Genomic DNA, 20983 nt, shown 5'->3' on the forward strand with positions numbered 1-20983 from the left:
ACTACAACTCCTGCAAGCACCTCTCCTTCCGTCTCTCTAGGTACAATACGAGCGTGACGCCTGCACCGCTCGGGAGCTCATTTTCAGAAGATGCCTAATGAGTGCGCCTATCAAAATCAATCAGTAAAGGAATACAATCTTGCATATTAAAAGTTTTGGCCTGTTGGGGCTTCGAACACTCTGCCTCAATAACATCATGCAGACCAACTCCCTCAATCCGCGTGATGTTCCACAAGTCAAAGCTTCTCAGGTTAATATTTTTGTCGGCCCAAACGGCGGCGGCAAGTCAACTGTGCTAGATATGGTGCGCGCACTCAAGGATGTTGAGATTATAAAAACGATTGCTCGTGAAAACATGCGATCCACTACCGTGGCGGCTTCCATCATCTACTTTGACAATGGAACTCGGGTAGCTTCAGTATTCAACAAGCTAGATATTGATGAGTTTGGCACATACATAGCCGTTACTACACGAGACGACAGATACTTATTCAAGGGAAGCATTTACAGTAAATCGTCGAAACCTCCAAAAGAACTTTTAAAGGTTTTAGATAAACTAGAAGCAATAATTAGTTTTCGCTCATCACACGACGAGCGCGGAGTTTGTATTAATAAAATCATCAACGCGCTCAATAATGATGGCAAGCATCTAGTGGGACTCGCGCCGCACCCATTGCAGCCCGACCAAGTAGACTATAAAAGGCCTCCGAATGCAGATGACGCCTACAAGCATGCCAACCCAGTTAGCTTTCTTGACAAGAACACATTAGGTATCTACCTCAACGATGATTTAGGTCAGTACAACCATATCCCAATAAAGATGCTGCCGTCTGGATGGCGGGCGTTTGCTGGACTAATAGGATGGCTGAACTCTGTTAATGATAACCAGATATGTGTCATCGAGGAGCCTGAAGTCCACCTGCATCCAACACTTCAGAGACTCATGATGGCTAGGGTTTCTGAAATCGTCACCCGCAAGAACCTTCAGCTTTTCATCTCTACGCACTCGTCTGTGCTTCTAGACATATCAAGCTGGTCTGTACCAGACACAAAGCTATTTGAAGTCAATGGTTACGCATTATCAGAATTAACATCACCTGCAAGGGCTCTGTCAGGGCTCGGCATAAAGCCAAGCGATGTTTTCCAAGCCAACGGCGTGATATGGGTCGAAGGGGCGTCTGATCGAATCTACATTTTGCACTGGCTTTCGCTCTGGTGCTCGACACACGGCAAACCCATGCCCATGGAAAACCTTGATTTCTCCTTCGTTCTTTACGGCGGGTCTATGCTCGGCCATTTCACATCAAATGCTACGCCAGGATTAATTGACATATTCAGTATAAATAGGAACTCCATAGTAGTTATGGATAGAGATCTGGACTTTCAGCGCGCAGCTGACGGCACTGATGAATGTATTAACCAAAGCTGCGTGAAATATCAGGTTTGGGCAGAAATTGCTGAACATGAGTCGAAGACAGGATATTGCTGGGTGACTGAGGGCTATACGATTGAAAGTTATTTGCCTGCAGCTTTTCGAGACAAGCATTATCGGATTTTCGGCGCTAGATTAAAGCAGATTACTACCTATTCAAAGGTTACAATTGCGGACAAGTTCGTAGCCGGGGGTAGCACTTTCAACCATAGCCATGACCCACGAACCGACCTGCCAACTCAGATTGAAAGGCTTTTCAACACTATTGAGGCATGGCAGTTGTAGGCCCAAGCGTCGGCAAGCCTCGCCTCAAGGCAATCAAAGGTCTGCATCCCAAGCATTCATCGCCTCGCTCACAGTAGCCAACCAACGGAGATGATTGTTCTGTATAGCATTTGCGACGTGCTTGGCGGTGTTGGCTTCGATCCAAGTTGGGAGACTTTGCGTGCCGTCCGAGAAAAGGCTTGCGGTCGCGACAGCGAATCGCCCCGTACTCGTAGACTGGAGGCACACATAGCGCACAGCAGCGCCAGTCAGCAACCGACGCCAAGCCACTACCTCGATACAGTCCATGGCACTCACAGAAGCCTCTATGGTGGCACTCGCTTCCTGTTCCACCCGGATGTCTGCCGTAGCTTCGAATGAGCTGCTTGCCGCTCCAGATTTGTGGACAAGCTGCTTCAGCTGCTCACGTGAGGCGATTATCTGATCTCGGAGCTCTTCGGGATCGATGGACATTCCGCCCTCTGGTGTCACCTTGAGGGTCTTCAAGGAGTTCGCCGCCCGGATGAACTCGCGTTCACGCGCTTTCTCACGCTCGGGGCGGTGGTCGGGGCTGATGACGCTCCAAAGCGTTGTGAGCAACTTCAATGACATTCTCCTACCTTGAGGCATTGGGCGCGGATCCTGCGATCATACAAGGAGGGTAAGGCGCCTGAAGTGAAAGCCCTGCCCGCAATATTGTAGGGCTAACGACCTGTTTGGTATTCAAACCGAGAAGCCAACACAGAGGGTGTCGCTTCGGTTTGGGCGAGCTACCCCCTGCTGCATGATGTTCTGCGTGCTTAGGATCAAAGCCAGCCGCTTAGATCGGGAGACGGCTGTGTACAGCATGCTTCTTTCCACAAATTCGCTTTGACTCAGAGTGCAAAGGATCGACGTCTCGTACTCGCTGCCTTGCGCCTTATGAATGGATATGGCGTAGGCAAGCTTCATTCCCAGCCCGAACAAGTCCATCCTGGACAGGGTCACTTCGAACCCATTGAAGAAAAACACACCTGAAGTCTGGCCATCGATTGACGTAACGCCAGTCATGATCCCGGTGTTGCCGTTGAACAGATTATGCTCGTAGCTATTGTGGGTGACGATGACGGGGTCGTTAACTCGCAGCCAGTATTTGCCCATCCAAATGCCTAGCGTCTCGTCTGTATGCTGGAGGGCGCTTTGCAGATAGTTGTTTATCTTGTGTCCAGAATCCGGCATGCGATCAGACATGTGTGGCGTCAGGATCTGAGCGTCAGGGATGATCTGCTTGATCTTCGCGAGGTGTGTCAGCATGTCCTGCGTGTTTGTGCAGGGGATTAGATAAACCCCATCGCGCTCGCCATTCCAGAATGGCAGGGTATCCAGATGACCCGATCTAATCTTCATGGCGATGTTCTGAAGGTGGCTGTTGCCGATTGACCTGTGAACCTTGATCAGGTGGGTCGACGGTATCGCCTTAGATTTGGCCAGTGCATGGAAGAAGATTCCATAACCAACCGGTGATAGCTGACCGGTATCGCCTACTAGCAAAAGAGACAGTTCTTTCTTCGCGAAGGCATTCAGCAGTTTCAGCATCAAGGCGATGTCTACCATGCTGGATTCATCGATGATTATTAGAGGGTCGCCTCCAGTGCTGAGCCCTGAGCTTGCATTGCTGATTTTGATCAAGAAACTGTGGATCGTGTAGGTGTCTCGGCCAACAGACTCCTTGGCGCGCTCCTTGGCTTTTCCGCTCAGTGCTAAGACATGCACAGGGCGGTGCTGAGAGGCTATATCAACGATGGCTTTCAGCACGGTTGTCTTGCCCGTACCGCCAAATCCAGTCAGCGTGCTGATGCGATTAGTAAGCGCCATCAGCACTGCGCTTTTCTGGTCTCGGGTGAGTGAGTGTCCAGGCACGCTCTCACCGTGTGCGCAGTAATCTTCAATCGCTTGCTCCAGTTCCTGCGGAGAACCGTGAAGCAATGAGGCCTGAGAGGACAGTAGACTCGCGACTCGCTGCTCGAGTTTACTTTCGACAAGGGCCGCTCCCAGTGGCTGGATAAGCGTCGTCCCTTGATCCTTCTTAACGCATACAGCACGCCTTTGTAGGGCACAGTCGATAGCCTGGTCTACCAATCTGGCGGATGGAAGCTTCTGCATCAGGGCGGCTTTTAGCTCTTCGATTTCGTATGCGGTATGACCCTGATCCAAGCGCACATAGAGCAAGTTCTCCACAAGGCCGGCCAGCCTGCGTGGGTCATCCTGAGGTATGCCTAGCTTGGCTGCTGCGGCGTCTACGATTTTCCACATGTTCGGGTGGATGCCTTGAAACGCTACGAGGCTGTACGGATTAAGCTTTAGGCGCTCTACTGTATCCGTCTGGCAAACCTTGAGAATGCTTTTGGCGAGCCCAGGATCGAAGTCGTGCTCCAAGAGAAATTCAATCGTTGAAATCTCATCCTGCAGTGTCCTCCAGGCATCCACGACCTTCTGGGCGAGATCGGGATTAATAAATTCCGCCAGGTAGCTGACCCTGCCTGCAGTCAATGCCTGAGCAAGATTTTCTGCGCCAAATGCCCTGACCAGTTTCGAGACTTTCGCTTTGCCGAATGACAGCCCGCGAAACGCAGGATGCTTCACCAGCAATCGTTCCACATATGCCGCTATGGGCAGGTTTACGATGTGGCAGCTCTCGATCAGAACGAAATCCCTGTACTGATCATGCCCTGTGATCGAACCTTTGAACTGCCAGCATTCACCGGGTTGAGGTATGCGAGTGATGACTTTATAGCTGGCTCTGCATGTGTAGATTTTGTTTTGGCCAATGATGCGTCCGGAGAAAACTGCTCCGCCAAAACTGCCTGGCTTTACCGAGCTCACCTGGATGATGTTCGACAGATTGCTCATAGGATGAATGACCGCCCGGAGTCGATCATCAAATCCTGCTGGCTACTGATTTCTTGCGCAGATGTCCGAAGCAACCGTAGCTCGGCAGAGAGTCGCTCAACTTGCTCGCGGAGCAGTTCGTTTTCCTTCGACTTTTGCTCAAGCATTACTCGCAACCGATTCGCTTCGCGACTTTTCGAATCCGCCATATCAATCGCCAGAGACTCAGGATCTTTGGCCGCAACAAACTCACTGCCTATGCGGCGAATGTCCTTCGCGATGACCTGCTCAAGGGTTTTGCCCTGTGAGCAAAAGATCTTCTTGGCGCTTTCAGAAAACCACTGCCTACGATTACCACATTCATCAGCGATTTTGCTGAAGTTGACGGCGCCAAACTGATTCACAGGAAACTTTTTTCCAGCCTGTTCAAGCTGCAGCACATAGTCCCTGTAGCGGTCGTACGGAGAGCGCTTTTGATCACCGGTCGCCATTAGTGCTTTCCTTGGCTTTCATCCAAAGGACGAAGGGTTCGGCAATATCTTTTGGAACAAGCCCTTCAGCAGGTTCTAGATCATCAAATGTGCAGGTGATTTTTCCGGCCTTCATGTCAACAACGAACATGCCGTCGCTCGCTTTGAGCACCAGCATAAGGGCACGGCAGGTCTTATCAAACTTCGTCATGAAGGCCTGATCGCTGTGCTTTGAATCCGAAATGGGAGCCAGGGTGGCCCCGTGAGTACGAAGCGCTGATTTGAGAGCCTCTATTTCTTTCTTCAGCCTTTCTGTCTCTGCTTGGAGCCCATCTGCCCGATGCGCTGATAGCTTCTCGACTAGCTTGTTCTTCGTGGATTCCATGTTGCCGGCGGAGTCCCAATATCTATGGAACAGTGGGCCGATCAATGCCCAATAATCGGTGCTTTGAACCAGTGTGCGATAGCCTATCTTCTTCTCGTTTACGGGCAGATCGGTGTTGTAAAGCTCTGCACAAAACCGGGAAAAAGGGGTAATGCCGTCAAAAGATGTCTTCCCCACAAACGTCTTCAGTCTCGGGACAACTTCATCCTTTATCCGGCTGATCCTGAACTCGCGATTTCTCTTCTGGGAGCCTGCAAAGCGATTTTGGCCAGGTTTTGCACCCTTGCTCATGCTGGGACACTCCCAGGGCTCGAAATTAGCTTCAGAATCGAATCAGGGCGATTCAAAGCCATAGGCTTGGTCATTGCATCGCTCAGTTCGTGTAGCGAAATGCCGAGGACTTCACAGGCAGATCGAATCAGTCCTCTGAATTCATCGATTAACGTGAAACCAGTCGGGGCTTCTTCCAGCATGCGGTTGAAGTCTCCTGTGAACGCCAGCAGCTTGTTCCTGGCTACCTTGAGCTGCTGGTTCAGTTGTGGAGTGAAATACTCTGCATGTGACTTGGCTTCAGCAGTGCGGGCGATGAGATTGGAGAGCGAGTGCTCTTTCAGCTCCAGACGTTCCAGATGTTCTGACACGATTTCAGGCTTCTCTACCAAGAAACTTTCACGCGTTTTAATCTCGCTATACATTTGTTCGAGACAGTGTGCTGTGACGCTCCAGGAGATGATCTCCGTAGCCAGGAATTTGCGACGGTTGGCTTTCTGTATAAGGCTTTCTAGCGATGCACCATTCCTTTTGGCCTCTGCGATGTACGCCTCTAGCTCGCTGCATTCATCAGTTAAAGCTCGGATATGGCCGTGAATCCTAGGCAGATGGTCGACAGTTTTGACTGAGTAGTAGCAACCACCGCATGGCGTACTCAGTCCAGGGATGGCACCCAGGTCTTTCACCACGTCCGCTGGACAGTGATTGCCGTACGGGCAGATGTGTGTGGGCATGAAAGCCAGCGAATCAATTGGGCGCTGTTTTGCGGCCCTGACGCCTGACACGACATCGTCCTTCATCTCGCGGTCAAAGGAGATGGCGCCGAAATCAATCAGAGACTTTTCCTTGTCTCGACGGAAAGCCTGCTGGAGCTTGGAGGAGACATCTTCGGCTTTAATATTGGACATTGCTGGACGATCAATGAGCCAGCCCTGCTCGACACTCATCTTCTGAAACTGGGCTACCGACTTCAGGTATGCAGGGTCGACTTTCGCGTAATACATGACGTGTTCTTCAGTGGCTTGCCCCGTGATGAACGCGCCTATGATATGTGGCGGCAATACCCTGATGTATTCGGATACTACTGAAACTCGACAAGAGTGCGGAGTATGCTCGATGAGCTTACAGGCTTGTGCTTCGAGTTTCAGTGCCGCCAAGTAATCCAGAGGCGCATCAATTGACTCTAGGTCACCCACAGCTTCTGGCATCGCGTTCGTAGTATTAATTCCCAGCTGGAATCGGCAGAACAAATCAAAAGAATAGACAAGCCTCTTGAAGTATTTGCCATAGGCTTCTCCTGTCAGTACACCAGGAGTTTCGCCCTTAGGGAACAGGGAGGTGATTTTTCCAAATGGGCTTTCTTCATGGTAGTCGTACCAAACCGGGACATCCATTGACGGATCGTTGAACCATTTAATCATGGCCTTTTGGCGGTCTAAAACATAAATTACGTTTCTGGAAACAGTGGAATCCCAAGCGCCATTTGCCTTGTCTGTGTTGATTCGCAACTTACAAAGAGGCGGTAGCGGTCTAGATCGATCAATGTGCATATCATAGGTTAGCTTTTCCAGCCACCGAATGTGAATGCTTCGAACGCCGGTTTCCAGCGCTACGATGTTGTGTCGAATGTAGTTCAGTTGGGGATAGAAAACCCATTGCCCATTCCTTTCGACACTGTGTTCGATAATGGGCACTACGAACCTAGGGAGAAGGTGTAGAGCTTCATATTTCATCGGGCGGTTGATATCTGACTTTGGCTGACTGGCGTCAAAGTCTGGGTTGCGATAGAAAACAACCGGTACGTACCCGAGTTTTTCAGTTTGAATAACTTTCTGGGCTTCGTTCCAGTTCTTTGTGGGTATATCTGCCCTGAATTTTTTGTCATACAGATTGATCTGCTCTTCATGAACCCTGTCGGCAAGGTGCGTTGAGAAAGATTCAATTGCGTAACAGTATTGCAGCAGAATGGGAAAGTGCTCGGATTCGAAAGCTGGCTTGTTGGTGCCAGAGCTTCTGCTTACAATTGGATAATCGATGTGGGAAATCGGATTAACGAAGCCAGATAATTCCTCATCGGCGCTAGAGTTGACTATCAGGTAGTCAAACAAAGCTTCCAAGTGATACAGGGACTTTTGAACGGCTGTGCCCGACCGACCCTTGCGAAGATAACTGAGAAAACCAACCTGGCCGTCTCCTTCGATGTGTGTACGATTGAGATCTCGAGGCCCTGGTGGAAGTAGACCAGTTCTTCCAGGATATTCACTAAATAGGAACGTGTTGAACACCGTAAAGCTGCTTTCATAGTGCCTAAACGTCTTCATTCCTTTGGTTTTTAGCAGTTGAATAAACTTGCCTTGATATTTCAACCAGAGATCGACGCTTTTTTGGTGTTCAGCAGGGATGTTGAATTCACCAGAGATTAATGCCTTTTTACTGGCTGTCTTATCATTTTTTGGAGGGGTTGTGGCTTGCTGGCACCTTTCAGGGTATAGCTTCTGGACGTAGCTCAGAAAAGCCGCAGGGGCAATTGGATACATGAACCAGTCGATTTCGCCACGGCGTGTTTTAATTAGATGTTCAATAAGATCAGAGATGTCAACCGGCCTGATGTCTTCAATTTGGCGCCAGTCGGTGGCGCGAATCATCCGCCACGCATACCACTCGAAATTCTTGATGGCACTCGGCTTCATAACAGTAGTTATATCAAGAATGTTCTCGTATGTGACATGAGGAACGAAAGGCTTGCTGACCAAGGCGAGAACTTCAGTGTAGTCAGCTGCAGCAAACTCGAAATGCTTCTTCTTAGTTTCGTTGCTGCCAGTGGGCTTCTTGGTATCTAAAGGAAGAAGTACGGCTTTTTCCTGCCAGAGAAAATGCAAAATCAATATTGAATCTTTAGCAAGCCTTTCCAGTGAAGACTTGTTAATCCAGTCGTGTGCGGTCTTCGGAACCACCTGCTTGGCAATTTTCGCGTCCGGAGTTTTCTTCGTGCAGGTATGGAGATTGTGTACCCAATCTTCATCGTATACCGGGGCGTTAACCGGATCCAAGTGGTCGTTAAAGAAACGTAGGACGGAGGCCTGGTAATACTCATTAACGGAGCCGCTTGAGATTTTGCTAGGAGCGATGTGCTTGGACTCAAAAAGTACCTTTGAAACACATGCCTTAGCTTTGGCAATAGCCTCCTTGATCGATCTCTCCAAGTCCTCTCCTGACTTGATAATGAGAATATCTTTGGTGAGATTAATCATTTTTTTCTCCTTCAATACGCTTGGCTTCTTCCTCGAGTAACTCTAACTGCCGGTAGTGGAAGTCTGCTCGAATCGTCTTGAAAGATGCTTCGCCACGTTGGGATACGTACTGATTGGCGTGTTGGATATAGGCTTCAATTATGTCAGTGTCGTGCTTGGCGTACTTCATGGTAGAAGAGGCACTAGCGTGACCCATTAGGATTTTTACATACGCTAGAGGCAGTCCTGGAATGCTCTGTCCGGGAACTGGCAAGTAATTAAGAGTGTAGGTTCCGTACATATGTCGCAGCGAGTGAGCGCTAATGCCTGTGACGTCCTCTACCCCTGCTTTTTGGGCGTAGCTCTTGAAGGTTTTGTCTCGACTGCTTCGGTCGCTAGCGAAGAATGGCCTGCCATCGAGGTTTTGAAAGAGGAAGTCATGGTCGACGCTCGAGTTGTACTCACGGGTCAAATACTTCTCAAGGTTTTCCCAGAACATCCCGGCAAAGGGTTCGATCATGAACGTCATTTCGGTCACCCGTCCCTTCCAGGCAAGGAACTGGTATTCATCCTCTGTAATTCCAGGCGTTTTGCGTGCAAAAGGGTCGCGGAGGAAAACTGCGAACTCATCATCGTCGATATCGGGCATCCTCACCTGCAGGGCCTCGCTCGAACGAGCGCCTGTTGCCGCGAGTAGGGAATAGAGGGTCATATCTCTATAGAAAGTTTTGGACTTCGCTGGCTTTGACTGCCTGATGAGATCCACGGATCGTTCGATGGGAAATGCTACCGTCTTGAACGGTTTTTGGTCGTTCTTCCTGTCCCTGCGTGCTGCCTGGGGAAATAGTTTGTCTCCCTTGCGCTTAGGCATCACCGACTTAATCGAGTCACGAATGACTGCGGCCAACCAAGAATTGGCCTTGTGCGCCGAAATCTCATACTGGCTGCGGTACTCAGCTCGCTTTGTGTAGAACGCGCTGAATAACTGGTCTGGCGCTATTCTGTTCTTAGTTTCCGATACATCAAGAAACCATTTAATCGACGATTCGATGGTCTGCGCTAGGGAGTTTTGGCCTGTGAGCTTCTCCTTCCCTAGGCTGTCAGCCAATTTCAATGCTATCGGGTTCGCAGCGCCCTTACCGAACAGCAGATACGCCTGGTAGCTGTTGATGACGGTCTCAATTGTGACGTCGACATCCGCCGCGAACTGAGTTTTTGATGCTTCATACACGTAATCCACAAACCGTCCCACGTGCTCGGCATAAAGCTTCGCTGTGTTGGGGGCATAACCCCTACGTGCCAGCCAGATGGTGTAGTGGGTAAAAGGCTTGAATTCCCGCAGCTCGTCGGGCATATCCGGGTCAAGGTGAAGCAATAGGTGTTTAGCTTCGCTTGTGAGCGGTGCCTCGACCAAGATGAAATTTTTCACGAGCGCACTTCCAAATACAACACCCATCTAGCTTTCGGTGTTGCACTTGCCATGTCAAGCAAAAGTCTTGAAATGAGGATTTTTTAGCACGCGAAAAACTCCGACAGCGTTGTCAGAGAAGTTGTGCAGAATTCATGAAGTGCTTGATATACAAGGAGATGGGGCCACCGGCGGGAATCGAACCCGCGACCCACCGATTATGAGTCGGTTGCTCTAACCAATTGAGCTACAGTGGCGCTGAGGTGATGCAAAACTACCAGAAATGAGGTTCAAATGCCACACCGACATTCATACCACATAAGAACCTACGACCAAGGGATTATGAGTCCCCTGCTCTAACCAACTGAGCTATAGGCCCTCAGTAGGCCGCGGATTATAGCGATGGTTTCTTCGCTGTGCCATCCGAAAAGTCCGAAACACTCATACGAAGGAACGTAGCGGCGAAAAGGTCCGGCGGCAGCGGCAGGCTGACGATATAGCCTTGCATCTGCTCACAACCTTCAGCCGCCAGAAACGCTTGCTGGGCCGGCGTTTCCACACCTTCGGCAATGATGGTGAATTGCATGCTGTGCCCCAGGGCAATAATGGCGCGCACGATCGCCGCATCGTGTGGGTCGTCGGGCAGGCCACGGACGAAGGATTGGTCGATCTTCAGGAAGTCCAGCGGCAGGCGTTTCAGGTAGCTTAGGGACGAATAGCCGGTGCCGAAGTCATCAATGGCCAGTTGCACGCCCAGATGCTTGAGCTGGTGCAGCACCTCCAGCGCCTCTTCGGCCTGGCTCATGATGAAGTTTTCGGTGATCTCCAGTTGCAGGCAGCCAGGCTCCAGGCGGTTGTCCCGCAGCAGTTGCTCGATGCGCGCCAGCAGGTTGGGGTGGCGCAGTTGCGCGCCCGCCAGGTTGACGGACAGCGGGCCGAAGTCATCAAAAATTTCTCGCCAGTCGTGCATCTGTCGGCAGGCCTGCTCCAGTACCCAGTCGCCAATCTGCAGGATCATGCCGTTCTCTTCGGCCAGGGCAATGAAGTGCTCGGGCGGCACTTCGCCGAAGGTGGGGTGGCGCCAGCGAATCAGGGCTTCGGCGCCGATCAGTTGTTGGGTGTCGAGGCTGAGTTTCGGCTGGTAATAGAGAGACAATTCGTCGCGCTCGATCGCTCGGCGCAGTTCGTGTTCCAGGGCCACGCGCTCGTTGGCCTGGGCGGTGAGGTCCTGGGTGTAGCTTTCGACGCGGTTGCGGCCCTTGGCCTTGGAGCGGTACATGGCGGCGTCGGCGTTTTTGACCAGGGTGGCGACGTCGTTGCCGTCCCGTGGGTACAGGCTGGTGCCGATGCTGGCGCTGATGAAGAACTCATGCTCGCCCGCCTGGAATGGTGGAGTGAAGCAGGCCAGCAGCTTATTGGCCAGGTGTTCGGCGTCGCTGGCTTGTTGCAGGCCGGGCAGCAGGATGATGAATTCGTCACCGCCCAGGCGGGCGACGGTGTCGACGTCTCGCAGTTGGTCCTTGAGGCGAACGGCGATGTCCTTGAGCAGCAGGTCGCCAATCGGGTGGCCGAGGCTGTCGTTGATGTGTTTGAAGCGGTCGAGGTCGAGGAACAGCACGGCGCCCTGGCTGCCGGTTTCCTGTTGGTTGTTGAGGGCGGCTTGCAGGCGGCTTTCAAACAGGGTGCGGTTGGGCAGGCCGGTCAGCGGGTCGTGGTGGGCCTGGTAATCGAGGCGCGCCTGGGCGTGCTTGAGGCTGGAGATGTCGGCAAACACGGCGACGAAGTGGGTGATCGACTCCTCGCGGTTGCGCACGGCGCTGATGGTCAGCCAGCTGGGGTACAGCTCGCCGCTCTTGCGCCGGTTGGAGATCTCGCCTTGCCAGTGGCCGTTGGCCGTCAGTTGGTGCCACATGGCCGCGTAGAAGGCGCTGTCGTGCAGGCCCGAGGCAAGCAGGCGCGGGGTTTGGCCGAGGGCCTCGGCTTCGCTGTAGCCGGTGATCTCGCTGAAGGCGCGGTTCACGGCGCTGATATTTTGCCGGGTGTCGGTGATCAGTACGCCTTCGGCCGTGCTCTCGAACACGGTGGCGGCCTGTTGCAGTTTTTCCTGCATCAGTTGGCGTTCGGTGATGTCCCGGGCGATGGTCAGCATGCAGTCGTCGTCGCCGATGGGCAGCGGGCGGCTGGAGACTTCACACAGGCGAATTTCGCCGTCGCTGCGGCGGATGTGGCAGACAAAGTCGCGGACAAATCCATCCCGTTGCAGCCGCTCCAACATATCTTTGCGTTCGTTCAGGTCGACCCAGATCCCGAGGTCCAGGGTTGACTGGTCCAGTGACATCACGCTGTTGAAGCCGGTAATTCGACTGAATCCTTCGTTGACCTCAATCAGCAAACCGTCGCTTTGGCGGGACAACAGCAGGCCGTCGGGAGAGGCATGAAAGGCCTTGGCGAATTTCTCTTCGGAGGTCTGCAGTCGCTGCTGGGTTTCTTTCAGCTGGGTGATGTCACGCACCACCACGACCAGAGCTTCGGTGGTATCCAGTTGAAAGGGTTCGGCGGAGATCAGTCCGGTGAAGGCCTGGCCGTTGCTGCGCAGGAAGGGCATTTCCAGGTTGCGGATGCTGGTGGTCTGTACCCGTTGCAGCAGGCCGGGGCCTACGCCCTGGATGCCCCAGATATTCAGTTCAGTGGCGGTTTTTCCTACGACTGCTTCGGCGCTCAGGCCGATCTGGTCTTCGAATGCCTTATTGACCTCCATCAGGCAGCCGTCCGACAGCCGGGCGATGACCAGGATGTCCGGGCATTGCTGGAACACAGAGGCGAATTTCTGTTCCGAAAGCTGCAACGCTTCCTCGGTGCGCTTGGCCTCGCTGATGTCGATCATCAGGCCGCGCAGCACGGGCTCGTGGCCGTGTTCGATCAGGCTGACGATGTCCCGCACCCACAGGCAGCGTCCATCGGCGGTGATCACCCGGTAGTCGACACTGTGGTCGCGGTTGGCCCGGGTTTCGGCGTAGCAATAGGATTCGGTGCGGGTCAGGTCCGCGGGGTGGATGATGTTGCGCCAGAAGCCCGGGATCAGCCAGTGGGCACGGGGGTAACCCAGCAGTTCCTCGGCGTGGGGCGACACGTAGCTGTAGGTGAAATCGCTGATGCTGGCTTCCCAGGCGATCGCGGAAAGGCTCTCCACCAGGCCGCGATAGTGGTATTCGCTGCTGCGCAGTTCCTGTTCGAGGGCGACCCGGCGGGAAATTTCCGAGCTGAGCCGACGATTGATCCGAATAACCACGGCCAGCACGATGCTCAGCAACAGCACGGCAGGCAACCCGTAGAGCAGCACATCCGTCCAGAGCGTGCGGTGGTCGATGACGTTGCCGACCCAGCGCTGCTGGATGGCCTCGGTCTCAGACGGGCTGATGTCGGCCAGGACTTTATCGAGGATGCCCACCAGCATCTTGTCGTCCTTGGGTACGCCCATGGCCAACTGATAGCGGTAAGGCGTTTCGCCGCTGATGTACAGGCCTTCCAGCTTGAGTTGGCGCAGGCTCCACACGCTGGACGCCAGATCGCCCACTACGGCGTCGACCTTGTCGGTGGCCAGGGCCTGCAGCGTAGCGCTGACATTGGGCATGGCCACCAGGTTGAGGTCCGGGTGGTGAGTGCGCAGCAGTTCATGGGGCGCGTAGTTTTCCACCACGGCCACCTTCAACCCGTACAGGTCTTTGAGGCTGCGTGGTTGCGGGCCGCCTTCGTGGGCGAGGATGACGATGGGGAAGTCGAGATAAGGCCGGGTAAACGACAGGAAACCCTGGCGTTCCGGTGTGGACATGATGCCCGGCAGCAGGTCGAGCTGGTTGTTGCGGGCCTGTTCCAGCACGGCGCTCCAGTTCACCGGCTCGATCAGTTTGATCCTGACGCCAAGGCGATCCTGCATCAGCCGCACATAATCAGCGGCCAGGCCCTGGTAGCGACCGTCTTCATCGCGGTATTCAAAGGGTGGCCAAGAGGCGTCGACGCCCAGGCGCAACTCTTGGTGGTCCGCCAGCCAGCCACGCTCTTCATCGGTGAGAGTCAACGCGCCAGCCGTTGCGGTCCAGGTCAGCAGCGACAGCAGTAACACGGTCGGCAATCTGGGCATAACGGTCTCGTTATGGCACGGGGAATGTTTCGAGTGTAGACGGGCATTGCGGGGGAGGGGAGGCAGCGAGGATTTAATCTGTAGAAGCAAAAACCCCGGCCTGGGCCGGGGTTTTTGTGATCACTCGTCGAGGAAGGAGCGCAAATGCTCGCTTCTCGTCGGGTGGCGCAGCTTGCGCAGCGCCTTGGCTTCGATCTGACGAATCCGCTCACGGGTAACGTCGAACTGCTTACCAACCTCCTCAAGGGTGTGGTCGGTATTCATGTCGATGCCGAAGCGCATGCGCAGTACCTTGGCTTCACGGGCAGTGAGGCCGGACAGTACGTCGCGAGTCGCTTCTTTCAGGCTCTCAACGGTAGCAACATCGATTGGCGACTGCATGGTCGAGTCTTCGATGAAGTCACCCAGATGGGAGTCTTCGTCATCACCGATCGGGGTTTCCATGGAGATCGGCTCTTTAGCGATCTTCAATACCTTGCGGATTTTATCCTCAGGCATTTCCATGCGTTCGCCCAACTCTTCCGGGGTCGGTTCGCGACCCATTTCCTGCAACATCTGCCGGGAAATACGGTTGAGCTTGTTGATCGTCTCGATCATGTGCACCGGAATACGGATGGTGCGGGCCTGGTCGGCGATCGAGCGAGTGATCGCCTGACGGATCCACCAGGTGGCATAAGTCGAGAACTTGTAGCCGCGACGGTATTCGAACTTGTCCACCGCTTTCATCAAGCCGATGTTGCCTTCCTGGATCAGATCGAGGAATTGCAGGCCACGGTTGGTGTACTTCTTGGCGATGGAGATCACCAGACGCAAGTTCGCTTCAACCATCTCTTTCTTCGCGCGGCGGGCCTTGGCCTCACCGATCGACATGCGACGGTTGATGTCCTTGATCTCGGCAATCGTCAGACCGGTTTCAGTCTGCAATGCAGTCAGCTTCTGCTGGCAACGAACGATGTCGGCCTGGAAGCGACCAATGGCTTCAGCGTATTTGCTTTTGCCTTTGGCCAGTGCGTCGGTCCAGCTTTCGTCGACTTCGTTGCCAGGGAACTGGCGCAGGAAGTCGGCACGCGGCATGCGCGCATCACGGACACAGAGCTGCATGATCGCACGCTCTTGTGCACGCAGACGCTCAAGGGCGCTACGAACCCGCTCAACCAGGCCTTCGAATTGCTTCGGTACCAGTTTGATCGGCATGAAGAGTTCAGCCAGGGCCAGCAATTCAGCAGTTGCCTGCTTGCTGCCGCGACCGTGCTTCTTCAGGGCCTTGCGAGCCAGTTCCATCTGATCGGAGACCGCGCCAAAGCGCTGGGCTGCGATGATCGGATCCGGACCGCTTTCGACTTCTTCTTCGTCATCGGTGCTGGCTTCAGCTTCGTCGTCGTCGGTGTCGTCGTCTGCTTTCGCAGCCTTGGCATCGATCGGTGGCGGAATTTCAGCCGCAGGTGGCGCAATGCCGTCGTCCGGGTCGATATAACCGCTCAGGACGTCGGACAGGCGGCCACCTTCGGTGGTGACGCGAGTGTACTCGGAGAGAATGTGGTCAACCGTGCCTGGGAAGTGCGCGATTGCGCCCATCACTTCACGGATGCCCTCTTCGATACGCTTGGCGATTTCGATTTCGCCTTCACGTGTCAGCAGCTCTACCGTACCCATTTCGCGCATATACATGCGCACAGGGTCAGTCGTGCGACCGATGTCGGTCTCGACCGCTGCCAACGCGGCGGCTGCTTCTTCAGCGGCTGCCTCGTCGGTATCGGCGTCGGCCAACATAAGGGCGTCCGCATCCGGAGCACTCTCGTGTACGGGGATCCCCATGTCATTAATCATGCGGATGATGTCTTCCACCTGCTCTGGATCTGAAATATCCTCAGGCAGGTGGTCGTTGACCTCTGCGTAAGTCAGATACTTCTGCTCACGACCAAGGGTGATCAACTCTTTGATACGAGACTGCTGTTGCGCTTTTCCGGACATAACACCCTATCCACTGAAGGTCTTGGCGGGCAAAAAACAAGCCGAGGATTATACCCGAGCTATGACCTCACACGCCAGCTGAGGTCGGGTTTGATGCGGAAACATTGCGACTTAAAAGGTCGCGCAGTTGATTTTTCTCTTCGGCGGTCAATTCACTCTGACGCGCTTTTCGAAGAAGTTGTTCCAGGTTTCGCTCGCGTTGACGAGCTACCAAGCTAGTAATGGTGTCGAAAAACTGTTGTTCAAGGTTATCGCCATCAATCAGCCATTCCTTTTCTGCCAATGCCTTCAGCAAACGGCCCTGTTCGGTGCCGTGCCAGCGTGCAATCAGCTGGAATGAGTTTAGCTTAGGATTCTTCTGTACGGCTTCGAGCAGGGCCACCAACAGTTGCGTATTGGTGTGGTCTTCGGCCGCAAAGTGCCCCGCATCCTCGACTTTTTGTGCCAGTTGCGGGTGGTGCAAAAGTGTACGCAGGGCTGCCATGGTGGGCGGCTCTACTGCTGCTGGGACGCGTGGGCCGCGCGGTTCGTCACGGTCACCGCCACGTTTGCCGTTTTTGTCCCAGGGTTTCTTGTCCCATTTCTTGCCGCCGGCGCCGGGTTTCTTCGGTGTCCACTCCTGCTGGGGCGTGTAGGCCTCCTGCGGTTGGTGGAAGTCGGAATAGTCCGGCATGGCGTCGTAATCCATGCCCGGGTCGTAGGCCGGCGGCGCCTCTTGCGGCGCGCTGCGGGCCAGCTGGCTGACGGCCTCGCCACTCAAGCCGGTGATTTCCAGTAGGCGCTGGCGCATCAGGGTCCGCAGGTTGGCGCCCGGAACCTTGTCGATCAGCGGGGCCGCGAGGGTGACCATGTGGGCCTTGCCTTCGAGGGAGCGCGGGTCGGACTCTTCGGTCAGTTGTTGGAAAAAGTAATCGGCCAGCGGTTGTGCGTGTTGGTTGATGCGCGCGCGGAACGCGTCGGTGCCTTCGGAGCGGACCAGGGTGTCCGGGTCTTCACCTTCGGGCAGGAACAGGAAGCGTGCGCGCCGCCCGTCCTGCAGGCTCGACAGGGTCGACTCAAGGGCACGCCACGCTGCGTTGCGGCCGGCCTGGTCGCCGTCGAAGCAGAACAGTACGTTGGGCACCACGCGAAACAGGCGCTTCAAGTGCTCTTCGCTGGTCGCGGTGCCCAGGGTCGCCACGGCGTTGCGCAAACCTTGCTGGGCCAGGGCAATCACGTCCATATAGCCTTCAACCACGATGATTTCGTCGAGGTTGCGGTTGTTCTTGCGCGCCTCAAACAGGCCGTAGAGTTCCTGGCCTTTATGAAACACCGGGGTTTCCGGTGAGTTCAGGTATTTGGGCTTGTCGTCCCCCAGCACCCGGCCGCCGAACGCGATGATGCGGCCGCGGCTGTCGCGGATCGGGAACATCACGCGGTCGCGGAAGCGGTCATAACGCTTGCCGGTCTCGGCGTTTTCCACCAACAGGCCGGCGTCGATCATGGCTTTTTGCTGCAGGGTGTCGCTGCTCAGGTGCTTGTACAGGTTGTCCCAGCCCGGCGGGGCGAAGCCGAGGCCGAAGTCGCGGGCGATTTCACCGGTCAGGCCGCGGCCCTTGAGGTAATCGACGGCGGCTTTGCGCTGCGGGTGGCTTTTCAGTGCCTGGCGGTAAAAGTCGGCAGCAGCGGTAAGCAGCGGGTACAGCGGCGAATCGGTGGGTTGCCGCGGTTTGTGCGGGCGGCCACTTTCTTCGCGGGGGATTTCCATGCCGGCGGCTTTCGCCAGTTCCTCGACGGCCTGGGGGAAGTCCAGGTTGTCGTGGTCCATGATGAAGCCGAGGGCGTTGCCGCCAGCGCCGCAGCCGAAGCAGTAGTAGAACTGCTTGTCGGGGCTGACGCTGAACGACGGAGTCTTTTCCTTGTGGAACGGGCAGCAGGCGGTGTAGTTCTTGCCGGCCTTTTTCATCTGCAGGCGCGAGCTGACAACATCGACGATGTCGGTGCGGTTCAGAAGGTCGTCAATAAAGCTCTGGGGAATTAGCCCGGCCATGGCGTTCTCGTCATCACTGCGTGTAAAAGAGGGCCCGCAAAGTGCTCAAGGCGCGCGTGTTGTGCGGCTCGATCTACTGTCGTCTGCTTGGTCTGTCAGGAAGTGTATCTGCCGAACATTCACTGACGTTAGTTCCGATCAGTGCCCGGCGTAGAAATGTTGCCCGGGAGTCCGGTCTTGGCCATGTGGGGGCCTCGGAAGCTCATCGGTGGGCGCAGCCGACCTGTTGATCGCCTGTTAAAAAATAAGTGTGCTCGTCAGTAGCCTTGTTAGGCTCGTCAGAAGAGACGTGCACCGCTGGCAAAAGAGCCAGTCCTGACGTGTGAAGCAGTTCGTTTCAGTCGCGTGTGCGGCGTCAACGGTGAAGCATCAAGCGATATCCGCAAATGCCAACAGCCCGGCTGAGGGCCGGGCTTGGCAGAAGCTTGCTACGAACGTCTGTGTATTAGTACAGACGAACGGCGCGGCGCTGCTCGCGCTGAACTTTCTTGGCGTGACGCTTAACAGCGGCTGCTGCTTTACGCTTACGCTCAGAAGTTGGCTTCTCGTAAAATTCGCGGCTACGAACTTCAGCCAGAACACCGGCTTTTTCGCAGGAGCGCTTGAAACGACGCAGAGCTACGTCGAAGGGTTCGTTCTCTTTTACTTTGACGGCTGGCATCCAGAGCTACCTTCTTTCATTACCGGGAATCAACGTTCTCGTCGCAAAAAATTCGCGGCTGAGGTCGTCGGTTTTTAAGGGTTGCGGATGTTAACCCCTCATTGCCCGGAATGCAAAGCCTCTGATCGAAAACCGCTAGTCGGGAGGGGGAGTGGCGACTATTATGCGCGCCTTCGAATTCAGCCTCTACAAGGCGCAAACCCATGCTAGTTCTGGGATTAGAAACCTCGTGCGACGAAACCGGTGTCGCACTTTACGACAGTGAGCGCGGGCTTTTGGCCGACGCACTGTTCAGTCAGATCGACCTGCATCGCGCCTATGGCGGCGTGGTGCCGGAGCTGGCCAGCCGTGATCATGTGAAACGCATGCTGCCATTGATTCGCCAGGTGTTGGACGAGGCCGGCTGCGTGCCGACCGAGATCGACGCCATTGCCTATACCGCAGGCCCCGGATTGGTCGGAGCCCTGCTGGTTGGGGCCTCTTGCGCCCAGGCGCTGGCATTTGCCTGGGGCATTCCGGCCCTTGGTGTGCACCACATGGAAGGCCATTTACTGGCACCGATGCTGGAAGAAAACCCGCCAGCGTTCCCGTTCGTCGCTTTGTTGGTTTCAGGCGGCCATACGCAGCTGGTTCAGGTCGACGGAATCGGTCAATACACGCTGCTGGGCGAAAGCCTGGACGACGCTGCCGGTGAAGCTTTCGACAAGACTGCGAAGATGATGGGCCTTAATTATCCGGGCGGCCCGGAAATCGCCCGCTTGGCAGAAAAAGGCGTTCCGGGGCGCTATACCTTCCCGCGCCCGATGTGCGATCGCCCTGGCCTGATGTTCAGCTTCAGCGGCCTGAAAACCTCTGCCCTGAACACCTGGCAGCAGAGCGTCAGCGCCGGAGACGACAGTGAGCAAGCCCGTTGCGACATCTCGCTGGCGTTCCAGCAGGCCGTGGTGGAGACTTTGACCATCAAGTGCAAGCGGGCCCTGAAGCAGGCGGGCATGAAGCGCCTGGTGATCGCGGGCGGCGTCAGCGCGAACAAGGCGCTGCGCAGCTCCCTGGAGAAAATGCTCGGCGACATGAAGGGCGACGTGTTTTATGCGCGTCCCGAATTCTGCACCGATAACGGTGCGATGATCGCCTATGCCGGTTGCCAGCGTTTGCAGGCCGGGCAGCATGAAAGCCTGGCAATCAGCGTGCAGGCGCGCTGGCCGATGGAGCAGTTGCCGCCGCTGTAACGGGCGAACGTGAGCCGAGTTCACCGGGCGTATTTAAAAATGCCGTTCGCGCCCGGCAAACAGGTCGCGTAAATTGCCCCGGTGGCGCCAGACGATCAGCAGCGTGAGCACGCTCATCGGCACCAGCGCCTCCGGTTCCTGCCACGCCAGCAACGGCAGGGTCAGGGGCGTGGCGATGAGGGCGGCCAGCGAGCTGGTGCGTGTCAGGTAGAACGTCAGCAGCCAGGCCAGGATGGCCAGCAGCGCCGCCGGTGGGTAGATCCCCAGCAGCATGCCGGCCGCCGTCGCAACGCCTTTGCCGCCGCGAAAGCGAAAGTACAGCGGGAACAGGTGGCCGAGCACCGCGCAGACGCCGATCCAGGCTTGCTGTTGCAGCGAGAGCCCGGCGAGATCGGCGATCAGCACCGGCAGCAGGCCCTTGCAGACGTCGCCGAACAGCGTGAGTACGGCGAGTTTCTTGCCGGCCAGGCGCAACATATTGGTGGCGCCGGCATTGCCTGAGCCACTCATTCGCGGGTCGGGATTTCCCGTCAGGCGGCTGAGCAAAATGGCGAAGGACAGCGAGCCGAGCAGGTAGGCGAGAGTCGCCAGTAACCAAAACATGCTAACTATTCCGGGCGAGGACGCC

Annotated in this window: 13 protein-coding genes and 1 tRNA gene; 2 read left to right on the top strand and 12 right to left on the bottom strand. The window is 55.2% G+C overall.

The window, feature by feature from the left end; translation table 11 throughout:
- Positions 1 to 139: 139 nt before the first annotated feature.
- On the top strand, positions 140 to 1717 hold the full coding sequence (locus tag HYE77_RS04535; RefSeq protein ID WP_177068475.1) for an ATP-dependent endonuclease: 1578 nt from the start codon (positions 140 to 142) through the stop codon (positions 1715 to 1717).
- Positions 1718 to 1750: 33 nt separating this feature from the next.
- Here the strand turns inward: HYE77_RS04535 and HYE77_RS04540 are convergent, their stop codons facing one another.
- From HYE77_RS04540 to rpsU, 11 genes are all read right to left on the bottom strand, one after another.
- Complete coding sequence (locus tag HYE77_RS04540; RefSeq protein ID WP_177068476.1) at positions 1751 to 2308, bottom strand: hypothetical protein; 558 nt, start codon at positions 2306 to 2308, stop codon at positions 1751 to 1753.
- A 111-nt stretch (positions 2309 to 2419) separates the two neighbouring features.
- Positions 2420 to 4585 carry an AAA family ATPase gene (locus tag HYE77_RS04545; RefSeq protein WP_177068477.1) on the bottom strand — a complete coding sequence of 722 codons (2166 nt, stop codon included), beginning with the start codon at positions 4583 to 4585 and terminating at the stop codon, positions 2420 to 2422.
- On the bottom strand, positions 4582 to 5055 hold the full coding sequence (locus tag HYE77_RS04550) for a hypothetical protein (RefSeq protein ID WP_126366965.1): 474 nt from the start codon (positions 5053 to 5055) through the stop codon (positions 4582 to 4584). Before HYE77_RS04550 ends, HYE77_RS04545 begins: the two co-directional genes overlap by 4 nt.
- Positions 5042 to 5710, bottom strand: a complete 669-nt coding sequence (locus HYE77_RS04555; RefSeq protein WP_177068478.1) for a hypothetical protein — start codon at positions 5708 to 5710, stop codon at positions 5042 to 5044. Before HYE77_RS04555 ends, HYE77_RS04550 begins: the two co-directional genes overlap by 14 nt.
- Positions 5707 to 8940 carry a hypothetical protein gene (locus HYE77_RS04560; RefSeq protein ID WP_177068479.1) on the bottom strand — a complete coding sequence of 1078 codons (3234 nt, stop codon included), beginning with the start codon at positions 8938 to 8940 and terminating at the stop codon, positions 5707 to 5709. Before HYE77_RS04560 ends, HYE77_RS04555 begins: the two co-directional genes overlap by 4 nt.
- Complete coding sequence (locus tag HYE77_RS04565; protein WP_232013046.1) at positions 8933 to 10348, bottom strand: site-specific integrase; 1416 nt, start codon at positions 10346 to 10348, stop codon at positions 8933 to 8935. Before HYE77_RS04565 ends, HYE77_RS04560 begins: the two co-directional genes overlap by 8 nt.
- 159 nt (positions 10349 to 10507) lie before the next feature.
- Positions 10508 to 10584 (bottom strand) — tRNA-Ile (locus tag HYE77_RS04570).
- 137 nt (positions 10585 to 10721) lie between these two features.
- Positions 10722 to 14465, bottom strand: a complete 3744-nt coding sequence (locus HYE77_RS04575) for a bifunctional diguanylate cyclase/phosphodiesterase (protein WP_102370019.1) — start codon at positions 14463 to 14465, stop codon at positions 10722 to 10724.
- 120 nt (positions 14466 to 14585) lie between these two features.
- Complete coding sequence (gene rpoD, locus HYE77_RS04580; protein WP_003211014.1) at positions 14586 to 16436, bottom strand: RNA polymerase sigma factor RpoD; 1851 nt, start codon at positions 16434 to 16436, stop codon at positions 14586 to 14588.
- A gap of 67 nt (positions 16437 to 16503) precedes the next feature.
- Entirely contained in the window at positions 16504 to 18465 is a 1962-nt protein-coding gene (gene dnaG / locus HYE77_RS04585) for a DNA primase (protein ID WP_003211012.1), read from the bottom strand.
- A gap of 445 nt (positions 18466 to 18910) precedes the next feature.
- Positions 18911 to 19126: a 30S ribosomal protein S21 gene (rpsU, locus tag HYE77_RS04590; RefSeq protein WP_002551877.1), complete on the bottom strand. Its 216-nt coding sequence runs from the start codon at positions 19124 to 19126 to the stop codon at positions 18911 to 18913.
- Between the two features lie 203 nt (positions 19127 to 19329).
- Here rpsU and tsaD point away from each other — a divergent pair, with 203 nt between their 5' ends.
- Positions 19330 to 20355: a tRNA (adenosine(37)-N6)-threonylcarbamoyltransferase complex transferase subunit TsaD gene (gene tsaD / locus HYE77_RS04595; protein ID WP_087694726.1), complete on the top strand. Its 1026-nt coding sequence runs from the start codon at positions 19330 to 19332 to the stop codon at positions 20353 to 20355.
- Positions 20356 to 20388: 33 nt separating this feature from the next.
- Here tsaD and plsY read toward each other — a convergent pair whose 3' ends face one another.
- Positions 20389 to 20958 carry a glycerol-3-phosphate 1-O-acyltransferase PlsY gene (gene plsY / locus HYE77_RS04600; protein ID WP_003211009.1) on the bottom strand — a complete coding sequence of 190 codons (570 nt, stop codon included), beginning with the start codon at positions 20956 to 20958 and terminating at the stop codon, positions 20389 to 20391.
- Positions 20959 to 20983 lie beyond the last annotated feature (25 nt).

It is taken from the genome of Pseudomonas sp. IPO3774 (genome assembly GCF_013386835.1).
In the GTDB taxonomy this organism is placed as follows: Bacteria; Pseudomonadota; Gammaproteobacteria; order Pseudomonadales; family Pseudomonadaceae; genus Aquipseudomonas.

Bases quoted from the DNA above. Each gene is read 5' to 3' on its own strand.
- HYE77_RS04555 (WP_177068478.1), bottom strand. From the start codon at position 5,710: ATGAGCAAGGGTGCAAAACCTGGCCAAAATCGCTTTGCAGGCTCCCAG.
- dnaG (WP_003211012.1), bottom strand. From the start codon at position 18,465: ATGGCCGGGCTAATTCCCCAGAGCTTTATTGACGACCTTCTGAACCGC.
- HYE77_RS04540 (WP_177068476.1), bottom strand. From the start codon at position 2,308: ATGTCATTGAAGTTGCTCACAACGCTTTGGAGCGTCATCAGCCCCGAC.
- HYE77_RS04545 (WP_177068477.1), bottom strand. From the start codon at position 4,585: ATGAGCAATCTGTCGAACATCATCCAGGTGAGCTCGGTAAAGCCAGGC.
- HYE77_RS04575 (WP_102370019.1), bottom strand. From the start codon at position 14,465: ATGCCCAGATTGCCGACCGTGTTACTGCTGTCGCTGCTGACCTGGACC.
- HYE77_RS04560 (WP_177068479.1), bottom strand. From the start codon at position 8,940: ATGATTAATCTCACCAAAGATATTCTCATTATCAAGTCAGGAGAGGAC.
- plsY (WP_003211009.1), bottom strand. From the start codon at position 20,958: ATGTTTTGGTTACTGGCGACTCTCGCCTACCTGCTCGGCTCGCTGTCC.
- tsaD (WP_087694726.1), top strand. From the start codon at position 19,330: ATGCTAGTTCTGGGATTAGAAACCTCGTGCGACGAAACCGGTGTCGCA.
- rpsU (WP_002551877.1), bottom strand. From the start codon at position 19,126: ATGCCAGCCGTCAAAGTAAAAGAGAACGAACCCTTCGACGTAGCTCTG.
- rpoD (WP_003211014.1), bottom strand. From the start codon at position 16,436: ATGTCCGGAAAAGCGCAACAGCAGTCTCGTATCAAAGAGTTGATCACC.
- HYE77_RS04550 (WP_126366965.1), bottom strand. From the start codon at position 5,055: ATGGCGACCGGTGATCAAAAGCGCTCTCCGTACGACCGCTACAGGGAC.